22 protein-coding genes are annotated in these 25271 nt (G+C 66.8%); 13 read left to right on the top strand and 9 right to left on the bottom strand.

Translation table 11 applies throughout. The annotated features are described in order from the left end of the window. On the top strand, positions 1 to 415 hold a 415-nt coding region (locus WC815_16245), incomplete at its 5' end, for a DinB family protein (GenBank protein ID MFA5910333.1). Between the two features lie 77 nt (positions 416 to 492). Here the strand turns inward: WC815_16245 and WC815_16240 are convergent. From WC815_16240 to WC815_16220, 5 genes are all read right to left on the bottom strand, one after another. Beyond that, the gene (locus tag WC815_16240) at positions 493 to 1374 is read right to left on the bottom strand and encodes a hypothetical protein (protein ID MFA5910332.1); all 882 of its coding nucleotides are present in this window, start codon (positions 1372 to 1374) and stop codon (positions 493 to 495) included. Positions 1375 to 1376: 2 nt separating this feature from the next. Further along, positions 1377 to 2759, bottom strand: a complete 1383-nt coding sequence (locus WC815_16235; GenBank protein ID MFA5910331.1) for a hypothetical protein — start codon at positions 2757 to 2759, stop codon at positions 1377 to 1379. Positions 2760 to 2820: 61 nt separating this feature from the next. Then, positions 2821 to 3345 (bottom strand): VOC family protein, encoded by a 525-nt coding sequence (locus WC815_16230; protein MFA5910330.1) that lies wholly within the window; start codon positions 3343 to 3345, stop codon positions 2821 to 2823. Between the two features lie 137 nt (positions 3346 to 3482). Beyond that, positions 3483 to 4559, bottom strand: a complete 1077-nt coding sequence (locus WC815_16225; protein MFA5910329.1) for an aminotransferase class I/II-fold pyridoxal phosphate-dependent enzyme — start codon at positions 4557 to 4559, stop codon at positions 3483 to 3485. A 44-nt stretch (positions 4560 to 4603) separates the two neighbouring features. Continuing rightward, positions 4604 to 5944 (bottom strand): amino acid permease, encoded by a 1341-nt coding sequence (locus WC815_16220; GenBank protein ID MFA5910328.1) that lies wholly within the window; start codon positions 5942 to 5944, stop codon positions 4604 to 4606. A gap of 26 nt (positions 5945 to 5970) precedes the next feature. Here WC815_16220 and WC815_16215 point away from each other — a divergent pair, with 26 nt between their 5' ends. The 6 genes from WC815_16215 (at position 5971) to msrB (ending at position 14687) form a co-directional block, all read left to right on the top strand. After that, positions 5971 to 6909, top strand: a complete 939-nt coding sequence (locus WC815_16215) for a hypothetical protein (protein MFA5910327.1) — start codon at positions 5971 to 5973, stop codon at positions 6907 to 6909. Between the two features lie 35 nt (positions 6910 to 6944). After that, the gene (locus WC815_16210) at positions 6945 to 8813 is read left to right on the top strand and encodes an amidohydrolase family protein (GenBank protein MFA5910326.1); all 1869 of its coding nucleotides are present in this window, start codon (positions 6945 to 6947) and stop codon (positions 8811 to 8813) included. Continuing rightward, complete coding sequence (locus tag WC815_16205) at positions 8810 to 10252, top strand: serine hydrolase domain-containing protein (GenBank protein ID MFA5910325.1); 1443 nt, start codon at positions 8810 to 8812, stop codon at positions 10250 to 10252. The genes WC815_16210 and WC815_16205 overlap by 4 nt, the downstream gene beginning before the upstream one ends. 94 nt (positions 10253 to 10346) lie before the next feature. After that, positions 10347 to 12725 carry an ABC transporter permease gene (locus tag WC815_16200; protein MFA5910324.1) on the top strand — a complete coding sequence of 793 codons (2379 nt, stop codon included), beginning with the start codon at positions 10347 to 10349 and terminating at the stop codon, positions 12723 to 12725. A gap of 211 nt (positions 12726 to 12936) precedes the next feature. Further along, the gene (locus WC815_16195) at positions 12937 to 14199 is read left to right on the top strand and encodes a hypothetical protein (GenBank protein MFA5910323.1); all 1263 of its coding nucleotides are present in this window, start codon (positions 12937 to 12939) and stop codon (positions 14197 to 14199) included. Further along, a complete protein-coding gene (msrB, locus tag WC815_16190) occupies positions 14196 to 14687 on the top strand; it encodes a peptide-methionine (R)-S-oxide reductase MsrB (protein MFA5910322.1) in 492 nt (163 codons plus the stop codon). Before WC815_16195 ends, msrB begins: the two co-directional genes overlap by 4 nt. Before the next feature lie 47 nt (positions 14688 to 14734). On the opposite strand, the gene WC815_16185 is transcribed toward msrB, so the two are convergent. Continuing rightward, a complete protein-coding gene (locus WC815_16185) occupies positions 14735 to 16291 on the bottom strand; it encodes an amidase family protein (GenBank protein MFA5910321.1) in 1557 nt (518 codons plus the stop codon). A gap of 20 nt (positions 16292 to 16311) precedes the next feature. Next, positions 16312 to 16446, bottom strand: a complete 135-nt coding sequence (locus WC815_16180) for a hypothetical protein (protein MFA5910320.1) — start codon at positions 16444 to 16446, stop codon at positions 16312 to 16314. Between the two features lie 190 nt (positions 16447 to 16636). Between WC815_16180 and WC815_16175 the strand changes: the two genes are divergently transcribed. Both WC815_16175 and WC815_16170 read left to right on the top strand, forming a co-directional pair. Further along, a complete protein-coding gene (locus WC815_16175; protein ID MFA5910319.1) occupies positions 16637 to 17068 on the top strand; it encodes a GxxExxY protein in 432 nt (143 codons plus the stop codon). A 56-nt stretch (positions 17069 to 17124) separates the two neighbouring features. Then, entirely contained in the window at positions 17125 to 18603 is a 1479-nt protein-coding gene (locus WC815_16170) for a CRTAC1 family protein (GenBank protein MFA5910318.1), read from the top strand. A 17-nt stretch (positions 18604 to 18620) separates the two neighbouring features. Here the strand turns inward: WC815_16170 and WC815_16165 are convergent, their stop codons facing one another. Beyond that, on the bottom strand, positions 18621 to 19502 hold the full coding sequence (locus tag WC815_16165) for a hypothetical protein (protein MFA5910317.1): 882 nt from the start codon (positions 19500 to 19502) through the stop codon (positions 18621 to 18623). 66 nt (positions 19503 to 19568) lie between these two features. On the opposite strand from WC815_16165, the gene WC815_16160 reads away from it, so the two are divergent. From WC815_16160 to WC815_16150, 3 genes are read left to right on the top strand one after another with little or no spacing between them, the layout of a single operon-like run. Then, positions 19569 to 19766 (top strand): hypothetical protein, encoded by a 198-nt coding sequence (locus tag WC815_16160; protein MFA5910316.1) that lies wholly within the window; start codon positions 19569 to 19571, stop codon positions 19764 to 19766. A 3-nt stretch (positions 19767 to 19769) separates the two neighbouring features. Beyond that, positions 19770 to 20312 carry a YaeQ family protein gene (locus WC815_16155; protein MFA5910315.1) on the top strand — a complete coding sequence of 181 codons (543 nt, stop codon included), beginning with the start codon at positions 19770 to 19772 and terminating at the stop codon, positions 20310 to 20312. Between the two features lie 6 nt (positions 20313 to 20318). Next, positions 20319 to 22001: an alkaline phosphatase family protein gene (locus WC815_16150; GenBank protein ID MFA5910314.1), complete on the top strand. Its 1683-nt coding sequence runs from the start codon at positions 20319 to 20321 to the stop codon at positions 21999 to 22001. Here WC815_16150 and WC815_16145 read toward each other — a convergent pair. Next, positions 21973 to 22875: a PfkB family carbohydrate kinase gene (locus WC815_16145; GenBank protein ID MFA5910313.1), complete on the bottom strand. Its 903-nt coding sequence runs from the start codon at positions 22873 to 22875 to the stop codon at positions 21973 to 21975. The genes WC815_16150 and WC815_16145 overlap by 29 nt on opposite strands. A gap of 192 nt (positions 22876 to 23067) precedes the next feature. Here WC815_16145 and WC815_16140 point away from each other — a divergent pair, with 192 nt between their 5' ends. After that, the gene (locus tag WC815_16140) at positions 23068 to 24873 is read left to right on the top strand and encodes a VWA domain-containing protein (GenBank protein MFA5910312.1); all 1806 of its coding nucleotides are present in this window, start codon (positions 23068 to 23070) and stop codon (positions 24871 to 24873) included. The last annotated feature ends 398 nt before the right edge of the window (positions 24874 to 25271 follow it).

The following is a 25271-nucleotide window of genomic DNA, read 5'->3' as shown; positions in this document are numbered from 1 at the left end:
CTACGAGTCCACGATCGTGAACTCGTGGAAGAACGTGCACAACAAGATCCTGACGATGGCGAAAGACACGCAGTTCCCCGACGACAAGCTCGGATGGAAGCCGCATCCCGACTCACGCAGCGTGCTCGACGAACTGCGCCACGTGACGATTGGCCTGGAGATGACCACCGCGGTGGCGAAGGGCGAGAAGTTCGACTTCGCGGCGCGCGAGAAGGCCGATGCGGGCAAGCCGAAGACCCGCGCGTCAATGGTGGCGGAGATGGAAGCGGCGATCGCCGCGTCGTTCCCGGTCGTGGAGGCGAAGCAGTCGCCGTCGTTGATTGGCTGGCTCGAACACCAGGGCGAGCACTACGGCAAGCTGGTGACTGCCTATCGCGTGAACGGCATCGTCCCGCCGGTGTCCCGACCGAAATAGGCAAACAAAAAAAGGGCACCCGCCGCGGGGTGCCCTTTCTTCTTGCCTGAAGGGCGGCACTTTAGTGCCGCCTCGGACTACTGAGTAACCGTGACCTTGACCATCGCGGTCGTAAAGCAGCACACCTCGCCGCCGCCGCCGCGTCCGGAATAGTCCTCAGCGTCGACGTGCAAGACGTATTCACCGGGCTGGCTGAACTTCGCCGTCACGGTGGCCTTGCCGTTGAAGACGGCGTCGCCTTCGGTCTTCTCGAACACCGGCGGCGTCTTGTCGAACGTCACCGTGCCTGGTCCGCGGTACTTCGACCAGTGCAGAATCACGGCCGGCGGGGGATTGCGCTGCGGCGCATTCGATCCGCTCGAGTACTTCGCATCGTCGGTGGCCCACACCGGCAGCGAAAGTCCCGCCGACATGGTCGCCGTTCGCGAGATCGCCTTCGCCACCATGCCGATCGGTCCTTGAGTCGTCGGCCCGGCCGGGTCGAAGCGAATCACCGGCGGCTTGTTGCCCACCGCGACGTCGGTCCACGGGTTCACTTCGTACGGCTCGTTGAGCCAGAACGGGACGCTCGCGGTCTGGCCGTTCGATGTGATCGACCAGGTCAACCGCTGCTTCTTGTCGAACTCTTTCGGCACCGTGATGAGGAACACGCCGGTCTGGCGTCCGGGCAGGAAATGCGTGGGTTGGCCCAGGTCCGGCCCGCCCGGCTCCATGCGGTTGTTCGGCCCGATCGGCACGTCGATGACCTGGCCCGTGTTGCGATTCAGGTAGCCGATCAGGAGGCTGTGCGTGCCGTCGGCGTTGGTGAACCAGCCTTCATAGGCCGGTGTGACGTTCGCGCCCGCACTGCGAAACGGCTCGCTGATCTGCTGGGCGGCGACGGAGGGATCGGCGGTCGTGGACAGGGAGAGAACCCCCGCGCCCACCAGGAGCGCGAGGGTCGACAGGAATCGGCGCATGGCTATTGCCGCACGACCTCGGTGGCCTGGCGCGCCTTCTTCGCGTCAAGCCAGGCCTTGTACTCGGCGTCGCTCAGATAGACGACGTTCATCCAGGCGTGTGCCATCTCATCGACGGTGCGGTCGCCGTAACCGACCCACTGATCCGGATCCGGGTTGTTCGGGTTGGCCTTGGTGTTGTCATACCAGGCACTGACCTGGATGATCGTCCCCTTCGGGAACGCCGGCGCCGCATCGTCGGCGTAGATGTAGTTGGTCATCCAGTTGAAGTTGAACTTGCCGACGTAGCTGACCACCTGGGTGCTGCCGTCGGGCAGGATCGCGCGGACTTCCATGGCCTTGCCGCGGAGGTGGAAGTGCGGCTGGAAGTTCGTGATCAGCGTGTTCTCCTTCAGCACCGTGAAGCCCTCGGTGTGCGAGATGGAGTTGGGCGCAATGTCGAGGAAGCCGCGCCGCTGGAGGCCGGTGAAGCCAATCAGGTAGCTGCGCTTGGTCGGCTCCTGGCCTTTCGGATAAAGCCACAGCGCGATTTCGGAACCCGCGTCGATCTCTTCGCCGGACGGGTGCAGGTGCTGGTCCCACGAGAGCTTTTCGCCGGGCATGATCAGCTTGCCGGTGCCGGGCGTGAACACGTCGTAGCCCTTGCCGATGGCCCACTCCATCAACTGTGGGCGGCGGTTGACCAGGTCTTCAGTGCTGGCCGCTGCGGCCGGGCCGTTGGCGGTGCCGGTGTTGACCGACGCGACATTGTCCGGGCTCAGCACCTGATAGGCGATCGAGTGGTGCAGCACCTTGCGCGCCTGGAGGTTGGTGGGGCGAATCTCGACCATCTTCACCCAGCGCGGCTCGGTGATCGGGATGTCGCTCATCGGCCGGTACCAGACGTCCTGGCCCTTGGCCGGCATCTTGTACTCGGAGCTGCGCACGACGATGTCGGGCGGGCCGAAGCCGTCCTGCACGCCCTTCCACTCGTTGTCGGCGCGCATCTGCTTGGCCGGCGGCATGTCCTTGGGGTCGCCCTGCGGCGCGCCCGCGTCCACCCACGCGACGATGGTGTCGATCTCGTTCTGCGAGAGCGACATGTCGTTCTTGAACTTCTGCACGCCGACGGTCTGGTCGATGTGCCAGGGCGGCATTTGCCGCGTCGAGACGCGGTTCTTGATCGAGCGCGCCCACGGACGGCTCTCCGCGAACGTGATCAGCGACATCGGCGCGATCGAATTCGGCTGATGGCATTCCTGGCACTTGTTCTGGAGAATTGGCGCGACGTTCTTGGAGAACGTCGGGGCCGCGGCCGTCTGGGCCGAAGCCGAAGCGGCAATCAGGATGATGCCGCCGAGTGTTGCCGCCAGGACGCTACGCTGTCGAAATTCGTGACCAACCATTCGGGCCTCCCCCACAATAGGTACGCGGATTCTGCCACAGAATCCGTCGTTTCCACCTCGTCTACTTCGGGACTTTGTCGCCCAGCGGACCCGTCCCGCCCTTGTACTTGACGTCCTGTAATTGCACGCGAATACCGTCCGGATCCGTGAAATACAGCTCTTTTGTGTCGCCACGGAGGCGGATGTTGGCCTTGATGCCGCGGCCGGTGAGCTGCTTCAGGACCGCGTCGGCGTCGAAGTTCTCCATGCCGAAGCAGACGTGGTTGATGGATCCGGTGGTCGCCCCGGCCTGGGCCGGGTAGATGCCGAGAAAGCCGGCGCCGGCGCTCAGGTTGATGCCCGGGTCCTGCCGGGTCAGCAGCGGCATGCCGAACAGGCCCTGGTAGAAGTCCACGGACTTCTGGACGCTGGGCACGAAGATGCTGACGTGGTTCATCTGCGTGATGGCGCCGACCGGGCCGTCCTGCGCGGCGTGAGCCGTCGTCGCCGTGGCGGGTGCCGCGACCAGCACGGCGAGCGCGCCGAGCAAGTCGCGCCGCGAGAGGCGGCCGTTTTCGTACTGCTGTAAGAGGCTATCGAGGTTCATAGGGGCTCCGCGATTCGGGATCTGGTGATCTCGTGATTTGGCGATTTGGTGATTTTGGGTAATTTGGTAATTTGGCGATTGGCTCGATCACAAAATCACGAAATGACACGAAATCACGAAATCACGAAATCGCCAAATCACGAAATCTGCGACCCGCGCAGGGCGCGATCCAGCCGCTGCAGCGCCTCCGTCACCATCTCGGCGCGCCCCCCGAAGGCGATGCGAATGTGCTGCGGGGCCTGGAAGAAGTGGCCGGGCACCACGATGGTGTCGTACTCGCGCACGAGCAGGTCGACCAACGGCCGCGTGTCGGCGACGCCGCGCACGCGGGGAAACGCGGTGGTGCCCGCGTGCGGCTCGAGCCACTCGAGCCGGGGATGCGACTCCGCCATCTGCCGCACGCTCGACAGGTTCTCGGCCAGGATCTTCCTCGCCCGGGCGCGCAGGCGATCGATCGCCGCGAACGCCGCCACCGACAGCGCCTCCGCGACGAACGCGCCGGACCCATCGATGATGTCGCGCACCGTCCGGATGCGCGCCGACACGTCAGGGGATGCCAGGATCCAGCCGCACCGCAAACCTGCCAGGCCGTAGGCCTTGGTCAGGCTGCTCGTGGTGACGAACGGCCCGTGGTAGCGCGCGGCCGGAATCGGCGGAGGGGCGTCGGTGTGCTGGGCCTCCGCGTAGACCTCGTCCACCAGCACCATCGCGCCGATGGCGTCGGCCATCACCCCGACCTGCTCGAGCGCATCGCGCGTCGCGATGGCGCCGCTGGGATTGTGCGCGTTCGAGATCACGATCAGCCTGGTCGCCGGGGTCAGCGCCGTGCGGACCACGTACGGATCCAGCGCGAATCCCTTTTGCCAGCTGCGCTCGAACGGCACCACGTTGGCGCCGGCTGCACGCGCCGCGGCCATCAGCGGGTCGTATCCCGGCGTCTCGATCAGCGCATCGTCTCCCGGCTCGAGCAGCGCCAGCAACGCCTGGAAGTTCGCGCCGGAAGCCCCGCTCGCAATGGTGACGTGGTCCGGCGTCAGGCCATATCGGAACGCGATGGCCTGGCGCAGGGGCGCGAAGCCCTCGTCGTTGGGGCCGGAGAGAGCAAACAGCTCTTTCGCCGCGAGGTTGCCGACCAGTTCCTCGGTCGTTACCGGCACCAGGCCACTCGAGGCCAGGTCGTAGGTGACACGCGGGCGGGTCTTGGCCCAGCGCATGTAAGGAGCGTTGAGTCTGGAATTCATGATGTGAACGGCGCGCGTCAGGCGGTCCGCGACGAGATCCTCTTCCAATAGTAGAACGCCGGCACTCCCGCCACCATCAGGGCCGCGCCGATCGCGGACTGGAGCGGGCTGACCCGGATCACGCTGTAGACGATGGCGATGGCCGCGAGCACGAACAGTGCCGGCGTCACGGGGTAGCCCCACGTGCGGAACGGCCGCGGCGCGTCCGGCATGGTTCGCCTGAACACGAACACCGAGGCGACCGTGAGGCCGAAGAAGATCCAATCCGCGAACACGACGTAGTCGAGCAGTTGCCCGTAGGTTCCGGTCAGCGTGAGCGCGATCGCCCAGGTGGATTGCAGCCCGATGGCCAGCGAGGGCGTCTGGTAGCGCGGATGGAGGCGGGCCACCTGCGGGAAGAACGCGCCGTCAGCCGCCATGGCGTAGTAGACGCGCGTCGGCGCCAGCACGCACAGGTTCAGGAAGCCAAACGTCGAGATCGCGATGGCCGCGGTCACGAAGCGGTCGCCGGCCGCCCCGAACAGCAGCCGCGCCGAATCGGACGCCGGCGTGGTGGTCGCCGCCAATCCGCCCAGGCCAAGCGCCTTCAGATACGCGATGTTGATCGTGACGTAGACGAGCGCGACGATGGCCGTGCCCAGCAGCAGGCAGATCGGCAGGATGCGTTTCGGGTCCTTGATCTCTTCGGCGACGTAGTTCGCGTTCTGCCATCCGCCGTAGGCGAACACGATGGGAATGAGCGCCGCGCCAAACGCCGTGAGGCTCCCTTCGGAGCCGGGGGCGGCCACCTGCTGCGCCGCGTCAACGACCCCGCTGAACACGAGGCCCGCCACGATCAGCACCGTCAGCGCCGCGACCTTCAGCACCACGAAGACGTTGAGCAGGCGGCTGCCGGGGACGACGCCGAGGTAGTTGATGATCGACAGGAAGACGATGGCGCCAATCGCCACGGCCCGCACGCCCCCCGGCCCAATCAGCGCGGCGGCCTGCGGCTGGTCAGACACCAATCGCACCGCGTATTCCGCGAAAGTCATGGCCACCGCCGCCATCGCGCCGCTCTCGATCATGAACAGCAGCGCCCATCCGTAGAGAAAGGCGATCAGCGGGTGATACGCGTCGCGCAGGTAGACGTATTGCCCTCCGGCCGCCGGCGACATGGCGCCGAGTTCGGCGTAGGCGAGCGCGCCGATCAGCGCAATGGCGGCACCGGCCACCCAGGCGCCAATCACGAGGGCGGAGGAGTCGAGCCGCTGCGCGACGATGTACGGATTGATGAAGATGCCGGAGCCGATGATGCCGCCGATGACGATCATCACGGCATCGAACGGCCCGAGCGCGCGCTTGAACGGCTGAGACACTGGCGAGGGAGACTACCATGGGGTCTGTGGCTTTCGCCTGGCTGAACTTGCACGTCGGTTACGGGTGCCGTCACAGCGGCGCGTGCTGCGCCTCGGGCTGGCCGATACCCGTCGAGGGCGATCGCGCCGCGGACATTCAGGCCATCGTCGATCGCGGCGGGACGGCAGGGCGCGGACGCGCCTGGCTGGTCGCCGCAGACGGGGCGCCCGCGGACGTCGCCGGCGCCTTGGCGCTCAACCGTGATGGTCACTGCGTGTTTCATGGAACAACGGGGTGTGCGGTGTATCCGGCGCGGCCAACCAGTTGCGCGCACTTTCCCTACGTCTGCCTGATCGATGCGCGCGGCGTTCGCGTGACGCTGTCGCACTATTGTCCGACGGCGGCGTCGATGCTCTTCGAGCACGAAGGACCGGTCGCGATCGTCGAAGGGCCTTCGCCGGTCCCGGGTGTCGACCCGCCGGAAGGGCTCGATGCGCGAGAATCGCTGCCGCCACTTCGGCAGCCGGGGCGGCTGATGTCTTTCGATGAGTTCTCGTCGTGGGAGCGGGAGCAAGTCGCCCGCGTGGATTCGTCGTTCCCCGGCTTCGACGACCTCCACCTCTTCGATCACGCGCGCGCCAGCGTGCCGGCGCCGCACACGTGGCCCGGGCGGCCTGGCGAGCTGGAGAGGACCTGGCGTGCGTTGGTGCAGCCGGACATCGCGCCGTTTGCGCCGGTGATCCAACGCTACCTCGCGGCGAGGTTGTTCGGATCATGGGCGGCGTATCTCGGCGACGGTACGAACGCCGTCCTGCAGTCGGTGCGCGTGGCGAAGGCCGTGTTGCAGGTGGAGATCATTCGGGCCTGCGGCCGGGCCGCGCGCCGGCTCGACGCGGCGCTCCTGAAAGAGGCGATCCGGCAGAGCGATCTGCTCCTCGTCCACTACGCGGATCCGCGGGTGCTATCATCCGGCACCGCGCCATGAAACTTATCCGAATCGCGATTGCATGCCTTGCTTGTGTGTCAGCGAGCCATGCGCAAACCCCGGCGCCGGCCCTCGACGTCATCGTCCGGCACGGCACCATCATCGACGGCTCCGGCAACCCGCGCTTCGACGCCGACCTCGGCATCCGCAACGGCTTCATCGTGGCGATTGGTGATTTGGCCGCGGCGCAGGCGGCCACCGAGATCGAGGCGCGCGGCCTGTTCGTGACGCCTGGATTCATCAATATCCACAGTCACGCCTCGCCGGACGCGCTGCCCACCGCCGTGAACATGCTCACCCAGGGCGTGACCACCGAGGTCTTCAACGCCGACGGCAACGGTCCGCTCGACGTCGCACAGCAGATGAGCACGCTGACCGCCGCCGGGCTGGCCGTGAACGTCGGCGGCTACATCGGCTTCAATGCGGCGTGGCAGAAGGTGAACGGCAACGCCGATCGGCGGCCGACGCCCGACGACATCCTGCAGATGCGGGCGCTGATCACGGCGGGCCTCGACCAGGGCGCGTGGGGCGTGTCGGCGGGGCTCGACTACAAGCCGGGTTACTTCGCGCGAACCGAGGAAGTGATCAAGATCGTGGATGTCGCGCGGACCGCGCGCACCAACTTCACCAACCACGATCGCATCACGCCGGAATCGAACTTCAGTTCCAAGGTGGGGATTGCCGAGACCGTGGCCATTGGGCAGAAGTCAGGGCTGATCCCGGTGGTCACGCACATGAAGGCGCAGGGGCTCGAGCAGGGGACGGCCGGCGCCATCCTCGCCTCGATGGATCAGGCCACCCGGCGCGGCTCCTACACCGCCGCCGACGCGTATCCGTATCTGGCTGGGCAGTCCGGCCTTGGCTCGCTGATCATCCCCGGCTGGGCGCAAGAGGGCGGCCGCGATGCCATGATCCAGCGGTTCGCGGATCCGGCGCTGCGGGCGCGGATCATCACCGAGTCGGAGCAGGCCATGGCCGCGCGCTTCGGCGGGCCGCAGGGCGTGTATCTCCCGCGGACGCAGCAGGAGCTGACCGCCGTGATGAAGGAGATGGGCGCCGGCGCCGGCGAGACCATCCTGCGCATTCTCGAGACCGGCGACCCAGGGGCCATCCTCCGGTTTGGCAGTGAAGCGGATCTGGTGAAAATCCTCAAGCACCCGGCGACCTCGATGGCGTGCGACTGCGGCGCCTCGACCGCCACCCGGGTGCATCCGCGTTTCTACGGGTCGTTCCCGCGGGTGCTTGGCCGCTACGTGCGCGAGCAGCAGATCATGTCGTGGGAAGAAGCGATTCGGAAGTCATCCGCCTTGCCGGCCGCGACCATCGGCATGGTCGATCGCGGGATCCTTGCCGTGGGCATGGCCGCCGATCTCGTCGCCTTCGATCCCGCCACCGTCATCGATCGCGCAACCTACGAGGAACCGGCGCTGCCGTCGGAGGGGATTCGGCATGTCCTGGTGAACGGCGCCGTGGCGCTGCGTGACGGCGGGGCCACCGGCGTGCGCGGAGGGCGCGCGTTGTTGCGGACCGGTAACATGCCGAGCCGGCCGATGGACCAGGGAGCAAGGCGGCTCGCGGTGAAGGGCGTGTCGTCCGGATCGCGCGTCGTGATGGCGGTGTCGCAACGCGCGGGAGCGCGCCAGGCGATCGGCATGGTCACCATCGAGGCACCGGACAAGACGCGAGTGATGACCGCGGCCCGGCTCGGCGTGCTGCAGGCCGCCGACGGCTGGTCGAGCCTGACCGGCGTGGCCACGGTGCTGAACGGGGACGAGCGGGCGTTCACCGTGGTCGTCGATCGCCACGACCCGTCGGCGCCCGGTGTTGCCACCATCGTGGTGACGATCGACGGCGAGAAACCCTGGCGCGGAACCCTGGCGCTCAACGAGGTATCAACCAAATGAGAACGTTCGCCAGTGCCCTGTTGCTCGCAGCGCTCGCAGCCTGCAACGCCGCACCGCCACAACCCGTCGTGTCGTCGCCACCACCGGCGCCGCCGGCTCCGGCGGCACTCAAGTCTCTCGACCCGGCCGACCTTGATGCGTTCATCGCCCGCACCGTGCAGGAGCAACGCGCGATTGGCGTCAATGTCGGCGTCATGCAGGAAGGGAAGGTCATCCTCGCCAAGGGTTACGGTCTCGCCAATACCGGCACCAAGGCGCCGGTGACGCCCGAGACGTTGTTCGCCATCGGCTCGGTGACCAAGCAGTTCACCTGCTCGGTCGCGCTGCAGTTGGAAGAGGAAGGGAAGCTGTCCTTCAACGATCGTGTCTCGAAGTATGGCGACATCTTCGGTCACGCCAACGAGATCACGCTGCGCGATCTCGGCAACCACGTGTCCGGCTACCGCGACTACTACCCGCTGGACTTCGTCGATCGGCCGATGGCGACGGATTGGCCAGAAGTGAAGGTGCTCACCACCTTCACGACCAAGCCGCTCGATTTTCCGCCCGGCACGCGCTACTCGTACAGCAACACCGGCTACCTCCTGCTGGGTTATGTCACCGCGAAGGTAGGCCACAAGCCGTTCGGCGAGTTGCTGCAGGAACGGCTGCTGGGGCCCCTTGGTTTGACGCACACTCGCTACGAACCCACGCGGGGCGAACCGGGGCTGGCGGAGGGCTACACGCCCATCGGCCTCAGCGCGGCGGAGCCGTCGATTCCCGAGGGCAAGGGGTGGATTGGCGCCGCGGGCGGCCTATGGTCCACGCCGGAAGACCTGATGAAGTGGGACCTCGCGCTGGTCGACGGCAAGGTGCTGAAGCCGGCGTCGTGGAAGTTCATGACGACGCCGAGAGCGCTGGCCGATGGGCGATCGAGCGCCTACGGATGCGGACAATCCCTCCGCGACCGCGGGCCGGTATTGGTGGTGTCGCACAGTGGCGGCGTCAGTGGCTTCGGCGCGCGCAACGCGTTCATTCCCGCCACGCGGTCGGCGGTGGTCGTGATGGCGAACGCGGACTGGGCCGCCGGCGTGCTCGACACCATCCAGGAGGCGGTGCTGGCGAAGTTGATGCCGGTGGCCGACGCGCCCAAGGTCAACGGGCCGCCGGCCAGGGACATGGCGCTCGAGATGTTGCGCCAGATTCGATTGGGCTCGGTCGATCGCGCGTTGCTGAGTGACGAATACAGCGCCTTCCTCACCGCGGAGCGGCTGGCGATGATGTCGAAATCGCTGATCGACGCCGGCGAGGTCAACCAGGCCGAGGCCGGGCCGATTAGCGAACGCGGTGGCCTCGAGGTGTCCACGGTCCGCCTGCTCGCGGGGACGACGCCCATTCGCACGTTGATGTATCGCGCGCCCGACGGCAAGATTGAAGAGTTCCTGTTCAACCGGCGATGACTGACACGGCGCGAGGCTTCGACAGGCGAGGAAATCCTGCTGGTGTCGTCATCGAGTAGCGTCCGGCTTCAGCCGGACCATTGCGGGGGCGTGAATGATCTCAGACCTTGGCGCGGCACTGCGAAGTCTTCGTCGGGCACCAGCGTTCACCGGCCTCGTCGTTCTGACGCTGGCACTCGGCATCGGCGCGACCACGGCGATGTTCTCCGTGGTCGATGCGGTGCTGCTCAATCCGTTGCCCTTCCCGAACGCCGACCGGTTGTCGGAGATCTGGACCGTCACCGACTCGGGATCGCGGCCAGGCGGATCGACCGCCGTCGTGCAGGCCGTGCGCCAGCAACCCGGACTCTTCACCGCGGTCGAGGCCTACCAGTTCGGGTCTGCCAACATTACCGGTAGCGGCGAGCCTGCGATCGTGGGCTCGCCGCGGATTTCGCCGGGCTTGATGTCCCTGCTCGCGCCGGCGCCGTTGCTCGGCCGCCTGTTCACCCAAGAAGACGCGGCTGCCGGCGGAGTGGTGATCCTCGCCGAGCGCTTGTGGGCAAGCCGGTTCGGGTCCGACCCAACGATTGTGGGTCGCGAGATCACGGTTGATGATCAGCCTCACCGCGTCGTGGCCGTCATGCCCCGGCACTTTCGGTTTCCCGAAGGCAATATCGAGATGTGGCGTCCCCTTGACGTGTCGCCGGGGGCAAAGCGGCTCCCTGTCCAGGTAGTGGCGGTTCGCGCCCTTGGGGTCTCCCGCGCCCAGGTCGACGAGCGCTTGCAAGCGTTGTCACCGGGCTTTCGCGAAAGCGGCGTCGTCGGCAAAGGCCAGGGGTTGACCACCGGCCTCCTTCTTCAGCAACGCTTTGGACGTCAGGCAGGGCAGGCCCTGTACATGATGTTTGGAGCAGTGTTGCTGGTGCTGTTGGTTGCCTGCGTGAATGTGACCAACCTGCTGCTCGTGCGCTCGATGACGCGTCGCGGTGAGCTGGCGCTGATGACCGCGCTGGGCGCGAGCCGTGGCACCCTGGTGCGCTCTGTGCTCGTCGAGAGCCTGCTTCTGGCGGCCGCGGGTTGCCTGTGCGGCCTCTTGCTGGCGCGGACATTGTTGACCCTGATCCTCCGGTTGGCGCCGCCGCAATTGACCTTCCTCACGAGCGCCACCACCGAACTCGACTGGCGCGCGCTTGTCTTTGCCGGCGCGCTATCGTCGCTGACCTGCGTCGTAGTGGGTCTGCTGCCGGCGTGGCGTACCGCGCAGGTGGACGCGATCGACGTGCTCAAGCAACGCGCCCAAGGCGTGATTGGGGCGCGGGACGACTGGTGGCAGGGCGCGCTGGTGGCCGGCCAGCTCTCGCTGGTGCTCGTATTGCTCGCCGGTTCGGGTTTGATGCTTCGCAGCTTCTCGCGGCTGGTCGAGGTTGACCCCGGGTTCGATGTCGGGCGCTTGTCGGCTCTCGACCTCCAGCTGCGAAGCCAGCGCGATGGCGAGCCGGGCTCATCGCTGGCGTTCATGCAGGAGCTGGAACGCAAGGTCGAGCGCCCGGGAGTCCGGGCGGCGATCAGTGGCGGCTCGCCACCCAGGGGCGGCGGCTTCTACTTCGAGATCCAACCCGAGGCCGAAGGCGCGATGCCGGCGGATTTCGCGAACATCAGCCTGCCGTTTTCTCGGGTCGCGCCGGACTACTTTGAGACCATGGGCATCCCGATTCTCAATGGCCGCACCTTTGCGACCGGTGAGGCGAGTGACGCGGTGATCATCAACGACGTGCTCGCGCGGCGCCTGTGGGGCAACCTCTCGGCGGTCGGACGCCGGTTCCGCTTGGACGCCGGCCAACCGTGGTGGAACGTGGTCGGCGTCGTCGCCGACGTCAAGCAGATGGGGCCGAGCGATCCGATGGGTGACGGGATGGAGTTCTACCTGCCGTTTTCGCCGACGGAGCGCAATCGCTTCTTCTCTCTGATTATCCGGTCGGCCGATAGCCGGTCCGCCGACTTGCAGATGGCGAAGCAACGCGTGTGGGAGCTGGATGACCGGCAGCCGATCCAGAATGCGTCGACGATGGACGAGCGCATCGGCGAGTCGATCGGGAGGCCGCGGTTCTTCCTGACGTTGGCCACCGCCTTCGCCGGCGCAGCCGCCCTGCTGGCGGCGATCGGGGTGTACGGCGTGTCGGCGTACTGGGTGTCGCGTCGTCGTCGCGAGTTGGCGATCAGGGTGGCGCTCGGCGCATCCCGTCAGCAGATCCTGTCGATGGTCGTCGGCCGGAGTCTCCGGCTGGCCACGATCGGTTGCGTGACTGGCCTCGGCTTGGCGCTGTGGGGAGCGCGAGCGATTGAGTCGATGCTGTTCCAAACCAGTGCGCGCGATCCGCTGACATTCGTGTTGGCCACCGGCCTGCTCGGCGTGGTCGCGCTGCTGGCATCCTCGTTGCCCGCACTCAAGGCGAGCCGCGTGGATCCCATGAGCGTGCTTCGCGCGGAGTAGGAGCGTGGCTGGCAATTTGCTGCCAGCGCCATCGGCCTGCGTGCAGGCAGTTCTTGCGACCCTGCCAGTGGCCGCAGGCCGAAACCCGAATGAATCGTCGCGGCATGGCGCTCGCAAGAGTAGCCTGCCATGCACGGGTGTAAGATTTCCCCATGGACGGGAAGTACGCCATGCCGACCAGCTTCGCGTGATCCTTCGAAGCTGGGCAACCATGACCACATTCAGTCGTTGGCGCGCCCCGGTGTTCACCGGATTGTGGCTCGTGCTCTGGATGTCGGCGATTTCCGGCCGGCAGCCGCCGAGCTTCGAGTTGCCCGCGCCCACCGGACGATCTCCGGTGGGCACGACGCGCTGGGTCGTGAGAGACATGACGCGCCCGGAGTCGTTCGAGCCGGGCAAGACCCGCGAAGTGGAAGTGATCGCGTGGTATCCGGCGGCCTCGGCGTCGGCGGGGAAGACCGCGCCTTACATGCGCGACGGCATGGAAGAGGTCCTGAGCTTCACGCGGCTGGCGAAGCTGGGGGGCGCCTACGACGGGCTCGCCGCCGTCAAGACCCACGCGGTGCTCGATGCCCTGCCGGCGGCATCGCCGGTGCAGTTCCCGGTAATCCTCTTCCAGCACGGCTACACCGGTCTGCCAAGCTCGCACACCGCGCTGGTCGAGGATCTCGCCAGCCATGGCTGGGTCGTGCTCAACATCGTCCATCCCTACGAGGCCACCGGCGCGATGCTCGCTGATGGCACGGTGATCACCTTTCTCAACGCAAAGGGCGCCATGCACCAGGGCATCATGGAGGTGCTGAACGAGTGGACACCCGAAGACGACGCGATGGCGAAGGTGACCGCCGCGAAGACGGAGTCAGAGCGGGAAACGCTGCTGCGCGGTTACCTGGCCACGCTGAAGAACACCGACCTCGCCGTGAAGCGATGGGTGCTCGACACCAGGGCCGTGCTCGATCAGCTCCCGAAAGACGGCGTCGCCGGCCGCGTTGCGGCGAGGCTCGACCTCAGGAAGATCGGCGCCGCCGGCCACTCGATGGGCGGCGTGGCGACGGGGCAGTTCTGCGTCGAAGACCGCCGTTGCAAGGCGGGCCTCAACCTCGACGGCATCCCGCAGTACGGCACGATGATCGACACGCCGCTGCCAGTGCCGTTCCTGATGGTCTACTCGAGCCGTCCAGGACGGGCCGGGGCCAGCGACATCATCTACCGGCGTGCGGCGTCCAAGTACTACCGCGTGGATGTGGCCGGCACCAAGCACGTGGACTTCACGGACATGAACTACTGGGGCGGACCCCTCCGCGAGCGCGGCGCCTTCGGCGACATGGCGCCGGCCCGCGCCGCCGAGGTCACGCGCACCGTGGTGCGCGAGTACTTCGGACAGGAGATACTGGGACATAAGTCGCCGTTGTTGTCGGGCCGCACCAAGTGGACCGACGTCACCGTGGCGCTGTTACCCAGGCCGAAAAAATGACGCAGGTTCCGTTATTTGTCTTCAATCGCCACGGCCAGCTCGTGGGGCCGTTGTCCGTTCCGCGCATCGAGAAATCAGACGCCGAGTGGCAGGACATCCTTACGCCCGAGCAGTTCGCGGTCGCGCGCGCGCACGGCACGGAACGGCCGTTCTGCGGCACCCTGCTGGACAACAAGCGCGCCGGTGTCTATTCCTGCATCTGCTGCGGGCTGCCGCTGTTCTCGTCGAACGCGAAGTTCGAGTCAGGGACCGGCTGGCCCAGTTTCTTCCAGCCGATTGCGGAAGAGAACGTCACGACCAAGTCGGATCGCAGCTACGGCATGCTGCGATCCGAGATCCTGTGCGCGCGGTGTGACTGCCATTTGGGGCACGTCTTCCCGGACGGCCCGAAGCCGACCGGCCAGCGGCACTGCGTGAACTCGGAGTCGCTGAAGTTCACCGACGTGGACGCCCTCGCGACGCTCGCCGATCCCGCCGCCGACCTGTAGCGTCCGGCTTTAGCCGGACTATTTCATCCCCGAGCTGCCGACCCGCCTCAGCGCAGCGGCGGCGTGCTCTCCGGCGCGCGGCGATGATGCGTCGCCTGTTCGTACGCGTAGGCGAGCTTGATCAACGTCGGCTCCGACCAGGCCCGGCCGAAGAACGTAATGCCGGCCGGCAGGCGCGCGCCCCGCGTGTAGCCCATCGGCACCTGGATCGCCGGGAACCCGGTCGTCGGCGAAAAGAACTGGCTGTTGTCGCCGCCCGGAGTGTTCAGATCCCCGATCAGCCGCGGCGGGTTGCTCCACGTCGGATACACCCACGCATCCAGCTTCTGCGCGTCCATGGTCCTGGTGACGGCGTCGCGCACCTGCTGACGATACTGCGCGTCGGCCTTGCACTCCGGCGTGTCAGGTCCGTTCTCTGGTCCGGCTTCGTTCTGCTCCAGCCGGCGTTGCACTGTTGGATGGAACTTCCCAGACTTGATGATCTCGGTGAGGCTCTTGACCGGCACGCGATCACCATGGGACGCGAGGTAGCGATTGATATCGTACTTGAACCCGCCGCACGAGCCCATACCCTGCGGCCGCTTGATCTGATCGAGGCCATCGACGACGCCCGGGTCGATGATGGTGGCGCCCTGCGCGCGCAGGTCATCGACCGCGCGCATGAACACCTGGACAATCTCGGGATCCGCCGACTCACGCTCGTAGGCGAATCGCAGGACGCCGATGCGCGCGCCCTTCAACCCGTCACGGACGAGTGAGGCGGAGTAGTTCTGCGGCAGGTGGGCAGCGGCTGATGCCGTGACGGGATCCGCCGGATCGCTTCCGACCACGACCTGGAACACCTTGACCGCGTCTTCAACCGTGCGCGCCATCGGGCCCGCGACGTCGGCCAGTAGGTTGAGCGGCATCACTCCGCCCCGGCTCGTCAGCCCCATCGTCGACCGAATGCCCACCAGCGCCTGGTGAGATGCCGGTCCGCGAATGGAGTTGCCGGTGTCGCTGCCCAGGCCGATCGCGCCGAAGCTGGCGGCGACCGACGCCGCCGTGCCGCCGCTCGATCCGGCGGTGACGCGGTCGAGGGCATACGGGTTCTTCGTGTATCCGGGCAGGATCGAACTCAACGTCTCGTTTGGCGTGAACGCCCACTCGGCCATGTTCGACTTGGCGATCACGATGGCGCCGGCCGCCTTGATCCGCGCCACCTGGAAGGCGTCTTTGTCGGACACGAACCCGGCCAGCGACAGCGACCCGTTCGCGCTCTGCAGGCCGATGGTCTCGAAGTTGTCCTTCACGATGGCGGGCACGCAGTGGAGCGGCCCGGTGAGCCCGCCCTGGGCGAACCGCCGATCCAGGTCGTCGGCCTGCTTCAGCGCCTCCGGATTGGTGAGGATGATGGCGTTGACGGCGGGGCCGTTCTTGTCGAAGACGTCGATGCGCCGCAGATACTGCTCGACCAGCGCGCGGCAGGTGAGCCGCTTCGCCTGGAACGCAGAGTGAATCTGGGCGATTGTGGTCTCGTGTACATCGAACGCCGATGGCGTTTGGGCCGACGGGAACGCCGTCGCCAACACCACCAAGAAGACTGCAATGAGTCGCTTGTTCACGGCGAAATGATAACGCCGATTCAGACAACCAGGGCCGCAGATGACGCCGATGTCAAACCGGGGCCGCAGATGACGCAGATGACGCCGATATCAAAACCGGGGCCGCAGATGACGCCGATGACGCCGATATCAAACCAGGGCCGCAGGTTACCCATTGCTCGAACGAGAGGGCCGCTACACGGCCCAGCCGGTGTGTCGCAGTTTCTGCGCGATGAGTGGCCGACATTGCGAGCGGTTTCTGCAACGTCGCGGCCTGCTGCAGTCGGCTGGACGCCGGGAAATCACGAAGAACGGCGCGATCTGAGTCCCGGACGCTCCGGCACCTGAATTGCGTCATGTGGCGGCATGACGACCAATCCACTCGAACCCAGAGACAGCCGGACCTTCGCCATCATCGGCGCCGCCATGGAAGTGCACCGCGTGCTCGGATCGGGATTCCTGGAATTGTTCTATCGCGACGCGCTCGCGATCGAATTCGGCCTCCGGGACGTCCCGTTCGCAGCGGAGGTGCCGTGCAATATTGTCTACAAGGATCACCAACTGCGAGGGCACTATCGCATGGACTTCGTGTGCTTCGACTCCGTGGTGGTAGAAGTCAAGGCGGGGTCCGGCACTGGGCCAGCCGAGCATGCGCAGGTCTTGAATTACCTTGCATCAACGGGCTATCAATGTGGCCTCCTGCTCAACTTCGGATTGTCGAAATTGGAGTACCGGCGCTTCGTGCTGACCAAGCCGCGCTGGGCGCCTGGCACCGATCACCAGGCACCTGGCACCTAGAGATAGTTCTCTGTGTCATCTGCGCAATCTGCGGCCCTGGTGTTAATCTGCGGCCCATGCAGACTTGGCTTCGCATGTTCGTGACGGCGGCGCTCTTCACTGGAGTGGTGATGGCGCAGGGCGCGCAGCCTGTGTTCGAGCCGATGCAGCCCGACCTGCTCGGCGCGGGCTCTGCGTTCGCCAATGCGTTCGCCGACTTCGACAACGACGGCGACCTCGACCTGTTCGTCGGCTTCGACGGCAAGCCGAACCGCCTGTATCGCAACGACAAGGGCGTCTTCGTGGACGTGGCCGCCGCGACCGGCGTGGCCGATGCGCGGCCGACGCGGGCGGTGGCGTGGGGGGACTTCGACGCCGACGGCGACAGCGACCTGCTGGTCGGCTTCACGCCCAGCCCCGGCGCCTCGGTGTTGAAGGTGTATCGCAACAACACCGGCGCGTTCGTTGACGTGACGAAGGATACCGGCCTCGTGGTGGCGACCGGCGCCGTCCGGCAGCCGGCGTGGGTTGACGTGGATGCCGACGGCGACCTGGATCTGTTCGTCGCCTACCGCGACCGCGCCAACGCCCTCTACCGCAACGACGCCGGCAAGTTCAGCGACGTCGCGGCTTCGCTCGGCATCGCCGATGCCCGTCGCACGGTGGGCGCGGTGTGGTTCGACTTCGACGAAGACGGTGACCTCGACCTGGCCGACGCCAACATGGATGGCGATGCCAACGGCTTGTATCGCAACGACGGCGGGAAGTTCACCGACGTCGCCGAGGCGGCCAGCGTGGCATGGGGCGGCCGGCGCCCGAAGCACGCCGGCAGTGGCACGGTCCGCGTCTGCGCGCCCGACGTGGACAACGACGGGCGCTTCGACCTGTTCGCGGCCAACTACGGGCCGTTGGGCTTCTTCAGCAATCGCGGCAAGGGCGTGTTCGAGGACCGCGGTGCGGCGTGGGGCATTGCCATCGACTCCCGCTACGACGCCTGCGCGTTCGCCGACTTCGATCACGACGGCCGGCTCGATCTGTATGTGAACGGCACCGTGACCGGCGGCGCCAGCTGGCAGGATTCGTTGTTCCGCAACACCGGCTCCGCGTTCGTGGACGTCACGCCGGTGTCGATCCGCAAGTTGCAGGCGGATCACGGCGTGCAGTGGGCCGACGTAGATGGGGACGGCGATCTGGATCTTGCCCTCACCGGATCCAGGACCGACGGCATGCACCTGGTGATGCGGAACATGCTGCCGGCTGCCGACGCGCAACGCGGGCTGCATGTTCGTGTGCTGGACGATAAGGGACACGCCACGCTCGCGGGCGCGGAGGTGCGCGTGTTCGCGGCGGGGACGACCCGGTTGGTCGGCGCGCGTCTGGTGGACAGCGGCTCCGGCTACGACGCGCAGAACGACATGCCCGTGCACGTGGGCGTGCCGGCGGGTGTGTCTCGAGTGGACGTGCAGGTGATCGCGCCCCGCGGGGGCCGTCGCGTGCCCGTGTGGCAGCGGGGTGTCGCGCCCGGCAAGGCCGTCACGGTTCGCGTCCCTCGCTAGACTCAACCCGTCGCCGGCTACCGGCCGATTTGCCGGAACCTTCCGTAGGTAGCGGTGCCCACCACGCGTTCGCGTTCCGCGACGTACGATTCGTGCATCGCGACCGGGACCAGCAGCCCCATCAGCGGCTCCGACTGATAGCTGACCGTGATGATGGCGTTGACGCCCCCGCCCTCGATCACCAGCTCGCTGATCAGGACCGCGCCGGTGCTCGGATTGATCCAAAAGCGCCCGCGCGCCGGCAGGTCCCGGCCGGCCGGGGTGCGGATAATCGTCGGCTTCTTCCGCTCGCGGTACTCCACCGCCCACATCTCGGTGGACACCCGGAAGACGCCGGTCTCTTCGGGCTTGGCCGGCGTCGCGCCCTTCGGATCGAGCTGCTCGCGTTCCTTCGTGGCCCGCTTGAACTCGAATCGCACTTGGAACGCGGCGTCGAGAAATTGCAGCGCCAGTACCGGCGTGTTCACGTTTCGCTGGATGCCGCCGATGTTGTACCGCGCGCTCTCGTCGATGATCGCGCCCACCTGGTTGCTGGCGGCCGACCACGGCTGGCGAAGGAGTCGCGTCAGGCGATCTTCCCGCTCACGAACCGGCTGGCCATCCACTTCGAAGACATCGCGGAACTCGACGTACCGATCAGCGCCGTCCGGCTTGACCAGCAGCAGGTCCGACTTGAGGATGCGTCGCGGAAGAACGCCCGTCGGGTTGAACAACCCTTGTTGTTTCGCCTCCTGCACGTAGGTCTCTTCGGCCACGATGCCCGACAGTTGCAGCTGAAATTCCGCCATGTAGGCGGCCGCGTTCTTCAGGACGGCAGAAAGGGTGGGCGCTTGCGCCGCCGGGCGGACGGCAGCCACGCCCAGCAGGGCGACGAAGACGGCAGCCGCGCGATACTGCATTGTCACAACCCGCGCGCATGCTAGCAGATCGGGCCATACTGGAGACGCGCCGTTGCGCACGCCTTCATGAACACGCTTATCGCCTCCATCTTCCTGGGCATCATCGGCTCGGGTTACTTCATGTACGGACGCAAGGCCCACAACCCCGTGGCGCTCGCGGCCGGCGTGCTGCTGTGCGTGTTTCCCTACTTCATTGACAGCTTCTTCTGGACGCTGGCGGTGGGCGCGGCGCTGATGGCCGCCCCGTTCGTCGTCACCCTGTAACGCATGGCCCTGACCGCAACCGTTTTCAACCTCGACACCGAACTGGCCGACATCGATCGCGGCGTCTACGAGACGCTGGCGATTCGCATGGCGCGGCAGCCGTCGGAAACCCCGGAGTACATGCTGGCGCGCTATCTCGCCTATTGCCTCGAGTACGCCGAAGGCATTGCCTTTACCGAGGGCGTGGCGGCCGGTGGCGAAGAGCCGGCCGTGGTGATCCGCGACTTGACCGGCCGGCTCACGGCGTGGATTGAAGTCGGCATGCCGGGCGCGGACCGCCTGCATCGCGGCAGCAAGAAGGCCGGGCGCGTGGCGGTGTATACCCATCGCGCCGTGGGCCAGGTGCTGGCGCAATTGAACGGCCAGGGCATCCACCGCGCCGCCGAAATCCCCGTGTATGAGTTTGGCGCTGGATTTATCGAGGAGGTCGCGGCTACCATCGCCCGTCGCGCGAAGGTGGCAGTCTCGGTGACGGAGCGGCAACTCTATCTGGACGTGGACGGCCGCACCTTCACGACCACCATTGGCGAGCACCATTTTGTCTGAGCCCCTATGAGATCATTCGCCTTCGCCGCCCTCATCGGCCTCCTGGTCCTCTCCGGTCCCACCGCCCCCTTCGACTCGCGCGTCACAGCGCTCGCTCAGGGCAGGCAGTCCGAAGTTCAGGCGCCACCGGCGGTTCGCGCGGGTCCGCGACTCGTGGTGCTGATCTCGGTGGATCAGATGCGCGGCGACTACATCGATCGCTTTCAGCACCAGTGGTCGAAGGGGCTGAAGCGGCTGGTCAGCGAAGGCGCGTGGTTCCGGCAGGCCGACTATCCGTACTACAACACCGTGACCTGCGCCGGTCACGCCAGCATGAGCACCGGCACGGTGCCCGCCGTGCACGGCATGGTGCTCAACCAATGGTGGGAGCGCGACAACAGCCGCCTGGTGAGCTGCACGGATGACGACGACCAGCAACTGATCACGTACGGCATTCCGGTGAAGGGCGTCGGCCACAGCGCGCGGAACCTGATGACGACGACGCTCGCCGACGAGATGCGGCTGCAGGGCTCGCCAGCGCCGCGCGTGGTGAGCATCTCGCTGAAGGCGCGCTCCGCCATTAACCTCGGCGGCCATCGTCCCGATGCGGTGATCTGGCTGGACGAAGCCAACGGCGAATGGGTGACCTCCACGGCCTTCGCGAAGGGGACGGTGCCGTACTTCGCCGACTACATCACGGCGCATCCCCTGAGAAACGAGATGGGGCGGCCGTGGGTCCGCTCCATGCCGAAGGAGATGTACCTCTACGACGGATCGCCGGAAGGGCGGCGGAGTACGGCCCTGGTCACCAAGGACTTCCCGCATATCGTGAAGGGGGATGGCACCGAGGTGGGCGGCGCGTTCACCGACGCATGGGAGTCGAGTCCGTATTCCGATGCCTACCTCGCGGGCCTGGCCGGCGCGGCGCTCGACGGCGTCAAGCTCGGTCGCGGCGCCGGCACTGACTACCTCGGCATCAGCTTCTCGGCTCTCGACAAGGTCGGCCACGACTTCGGGCAGGACTCGCACGAAGTGCAAGACGTGATGATCCACCTGGATCGCGAGCTCGGCATGCTGCTCGACAAACTCGATCGCGATGTCGGCAAGGGCAACTACGTGGTGGGACTGACCGCCGACCACGGGGTGGCTCCCGTGCCGGAGCGGGTCAAGGCCCAGGGCTTCGACGCCGGCCGCATCAATACCGTTGTCGTCGGGCGCGTGATCGATGAGGTGCTCACTCGCGAGTTGGGTTCGGGCAACTATCGAACCCGAGTGATCTACAACGACATCTACTTCAACGATGGCGTCTACCTGAAGCTGACGCAGAACGCGAAGGCGATGACCGCCGTGCTGGATGCCATCCGCAAGACGCAGGGGGTGTGGCGCGCCTATCGCAAGGAAGAGCTGTCGATGGTCGATCCGCTGACGCGCCCGTCGGCCCTCAGCCACTACGACGGCCGCAGCGGCGACATCAAGATGCTCGGCCGCAGCTACTGGATCACCTCGTCGAGCACGAGCACGCACGGGACCGGCCACCGCTACGACACGCGCGTGCCGGTGATCCTGTTCGGGTACGGCATCAACAAGGGCGAGTACCTGCAGCCGTCGGCGCCGATCGATCTGGCTCCCACGCTCGCGTTCCTCACCGGCATCACGCTGCCCGAAGCCATGGGCCGCGTGCTTACCGAAGCGCTCGCGCCCCGTCCATGAACGCCACCACGTCTGCGAGAGAGGGCACGCTGTTGAGCGCGCCTGGACGTGTGCAACTCAGCGCGGCGGCGGCATTCGCGAAGCGCAGGATGAAGTGGGGCGACTCCCCGTTGAGCAGCGCGTAGATGAATCCCGCGCGGAACACATCGCCGGCGCCGGTCGTGTCAACGGCGTCCACCTCGACCCCGGGCTCGTAACAGAGTTCGTCACCAACCAGCAGCATCGACCCACGCGGGCCGAGCGTTACGCACAGGATGCCGGTGTGCGTCTCGCGCAGCTTGTAGAGGGCGCGTTCGTGGTCGGCCTCGCCGGTGATCGCCGGCAGCACGTGCTCGGCGAAAATCGGGATGCTGACCGCGGCCACCAGTTCCGGCGTGCGATCGGTCACGCGGTCGAGGTCGCTCGTGGCCGGCACCCCGGCCTCACGCGCGAGGCTGGCCGCGCGAATCGCCGCGCCTTCATCCACATCGTCCACGTGGACCAGCCGGGCCGAGGCGATCAGCGCCGCGGGGACCTCGTCCGGCTTCAGCAGCAGCCGATCGTCGCGATCCCACAGCACGACCCGCTCGCCCGTGCGCTCATCGACGGTGATCACGGCAAACTGGTTGGCCGCCTCGCGCGTCACCAGGTGCGACAGATCAATGCCGCGGCCGCGCAGTTCCTGCCGGATGCGGCGGCCGTTGTCGTCGGTCCCGACGGCGCCGACGTAGGCGGTCCTGAGCCCGAGCCCGGCACAGGCCGCCAATGCGGTGGCCATCTGCCCGCCGCACGACACCGAGTGGCTGCTGATGCGCAACTTGGCGGTGGGGCTGTCGGCGCGTGGCGCGGCGGGCAGGCGGTACACGTAGTCAACGGAGTTGGCGCCAATCCCCACGACATCCCACCTTCGCCGAGGCTCCGGCGGGCAGGCCCAAGTCTTTCCAGCGGACATTGGTTGCCAGTATAGGATGCAGCTATGGGGCCCGGCACGGTTACATCGAAATGGTCGCAATTCTTGCCACGGGTGCAGGACTTGCGTCGTTTTGCAGGTAACCGTGCCAGGCCCTACTGCGTGATCGTTGCCTGCTTGATCGGAGGCGGAGCGCACGGCCAGGAACCGAAACCGGCCGTCGAGCAACCGACGCAGCAACCCATCTTCCGTGCCGGCACGGACCTGGTCCGCGTCGACGTGACCGCCACCGTGCGTGGCGACGAGCCGGTGGCCGACCTGCAACTGTCGGACTTCGAGGTCACCGAAGACGACGTGCCCCAGGTCGTCGAGACCATCAAGTTCGTGCGCGTCGACGGCGCGCGCACGTCAGACCTGAACGAGCCGCTGCAGATCCGGTCGCGCGAGCACGCGCAGCTCGAGGCCGCGCGCGAGGACGTGCGGCTGTTCGGCATCTTCCTGGACGACTACCACATCGACAAGCGGCCAGAGATTACGCTGCCGTTGCGCGACGCGATCACGTCCTTCATCAACCAGCTGGGGCCCAACGACCTCGCCGTGATCATGGAGCCGCTCGAGAGCCTGCGCGACCTGAAATACACGCGGTCGAAGGCCGAGCTGCTGGGCCGCGTCCGCAACTTCGAAGGCCGCCGCGGCGAGATCTTCCCGGTGAAGAGTCCCGTGGAAGAGGCCCAGATGTCTCAACGCAACTGGATGGAGCTGCGGGCCGGCGTCACGCTCTCCGCGCTGGGCGCGCTGGCCACGCAGCTGGGCGGGCTGCGCGAGGGCCGCAAGTCGATCCTCTTCTTCAGCCAGGGCCCGCCGGTGCGGCTGGGCAGCCCGAACGACCATGTGCTGAAGGAGGCGATGGAGGCCGCCAACCGCGGCAACGTCACCATTCACGTGATCGATCCCCGGCCGCTGGGCAGCGTCGGCTTCGGCGGCGACGACATCCTGCGCCGCATCGCCTACGACACCGGCGGCCGCGCCATCGTCAACACCAACGATCCCGAGCGCCAGCTGGCCGGCGTGGTGGCCGACGCCAGCGCCTACTACCTGGTCGGCTACACGCCCACGCGCCGGACCAACGACGGCAAGTTCCACGAGATCAAGGTCCGCGTGAAGCGCCGTGGCGTGAAGGTCACCGCGCGGCGCGGCTACTGGGCGGCGAGCGAGAAGGAGTTGACCGCCGCGGCCGAAGCGGCGGCCACGCCAGTGAACACCGCGCTCAACACCGCGCTGGCGGCCATTGCCGATTCGTCGTCGACGAGGGCCGTGAACGTGTGGACCGGCGTGTCCAAGGGCGACGGCGATCACACCCGCCTCACGTTCACGTGGGAAGCGGCGCCCGGCCCGGCGGTCGCCGACAAGCCCGCGCGCCTGGAGATCCTGCCCGTGGACGATGCGGGCAAGGAGGTGATGCCGGCGCAGGTGATTGGCGGCGCGCCCGGGGAGCTGCCGTTGATGGCGCAGTTCCAGTTGCCGGCCGGCCGCCAGCGCCTCCGCTTCACCTCGCTGACGGCGGCGGGCGAGACCATCGACCGCTGGGTGCAGACGCAGGTGGTGCCCGACCTGTCGAAGAACCCGATCGTGCTGGCCACGCCGCGCTTCCTGCGCGCGCGCAACATGATCGAACTGCGCGCCATCGAGGCCAACCCGGCGCCGTCGCCGACGGCCGCGACCCGTTTCGGGGCCACCGAGCGCGTGCTCGTGGAGATCGAGTGCGCGGCGCCGGCCGGCGAGGCGCCCCAGGTCAAGGTGGAGTTGCTCAACTCGATGGGCGGCGTGCTGCGCGCCCTCGAGGCGCCGCCCCTGACGAACGGCCGGCTCCGCCTGCTGCTGCCGGTGTCGAGCCTGGGCAACGGCACCTACATCCTTCGCGTCACGGCCTTGTCGGGCGAGCACTCCGCGGAGCAGTGGGTGGCGTTTCGGGTGGCGAGATAGGGACCACTCTTCACAGGAGATGAAGGGATCAAGACGTAACGAAAAGACAAGCCCACTCCCGCAGTTCACTTCGGTTGACGTCGCCCCGTGCGTGACCATGTCGTACGCGACGTGTCGGATAGTGGCGCGCGTGCCACAGATACAGCCACCGATTTACGCCGATTCACGCCGATGAGCCGGGGGTCCGAGGACGCCACCGGAACCAGGGCGTCCAACCACGAGACAGCGGCCATCAGCAGCCGCTCGGGCCCGCTGTCAACGGCGGAGCGCGCCCGGTTCTCAATCGGCGTCTCATCTGCGTCGAATCTGTGGCTGCATTCATCCAGCGGATGACGGAACTCAAGTGCATTCCGGGACCAAGAGGGCTTCGATGAAATCACCATTGGCCAAGCTACCCC

Source organism: Vicinamibacterales bacterium, assembly GCA_041659285.1.
Taxonomy (GTDB): domain Bacteria; phylum Acidobacteriota; class Vicinamibacteria; order Vicinamibacterales; family UBA2999; genus 12-FULL-67-14b.
The sequence above is the reverse complement of the archived record's forward strand: the minus strand, read 5'-3'. Positions and strand labels throughout refer to the sequence as shown.

Bases quoted from the DNA above. Each gene is read 5' to 3' on its own strand.
- WC815_16240 (MFA5910332.1), bottom strand. From the start codon at position 1,374: ATGCGCCGATTCCTGTCGACCCTCGCGCTCCTGGTGGGCGCGGGGGTT.
- WC815_16235 (MFA5910331.1), bottom strand. From the start codon at position 2,759: ATGGTTGGTCACGAATTTCGACAGCGTAGCGTCCTGGCGGCAACACTC.
- WC815_16230 (MFA5910330.1), bottom strand. From the start codon at position 3,345: ATGAACCTCGATAGCCTCTTACAGCAGTACGAAAACGGCCGCCTCTCG.
- WC815_16225 (MFA5910329.1), bottom strand. From the start codon at position 4,559: ATGCGCTGGGCCAAGACCCGCCCGCGTGTCACCTACGACCTGGCCTCG.
- WC815_16205 (MFA5910325.1), top strand. From the start codon at position 8,810: ATGAGAACGTTCGCCAGTGCCCTGTTGCTCGCAGCGCTCGCAGCCTGC.
- WC815_16200 (MFA5910324.1), top strand. From the start codon at position 10,347: ATGATCTCAGACCTTGGCGCGGCACTGCGAAGTCTTCGTCGGGCACCA.
- WC815_16195 (MFA5910323.1), top strand. From the start codon at position 12,937: ATGACCACATTCAGTCGTTGGCGCGCCCCGGTGTTCACCGGATTGTGG.
- msrB (MFA5910322.1), top strand. From the start codon at position 14,196: ATGACGCAGGTTCCGTTATTTGTCTTCAATCGCCACGGCCAGCTCGTG.
- WC815_16180 (MFA5910320.1), bottom strand. From the start codon at position 16,446: ATGGGTAACCTGCGGCCCTGGTTTGATATCGGCGTCATCGGCGTCATC.
- WC815_16175 (MFA5910319.1), top strand. From the start codon at position 16,637: ATGACGACCAATCCACTCGAACCCAGAGACAGCCGGACCTTCGCCATC.
- WC815_16170 (MFA5910318.1), top strand. From the start codon at position 17,125: ATGCAGACTTGGCTTCGCATGTTCGTGACGGCGGCGCTCTTCACTGGA.
- WC815_16165 (MFA5910317.1), bottom strand. From the start codon at position 19,502: ATGCAGTATCGCGCGGCTGCCGTCTTCGTCGCCCTGCTGGGCGTGGCT.
- WC815_16160 (MFA5910316.1), top strand. From the start codon at position 19,569: ATGAACACGCTTATCGCCTCCATCTTCCTGGGCATCATCGGCTCGGGT.
- WC815_16155 (MFA5910315.1), top strand. From the start codon at position 19,770: ATGGCCCTGACCGCAACCGTTTTCAACCTCGACACCGAACTGGCCGAC.
- WC815_16150 (MFA5910314.1), top strand. From the start codon at position 20,319: ATGAGATCATTCGCCTTCGCCGCCCTCATCGGCCTCCTGGTCCTCTCC.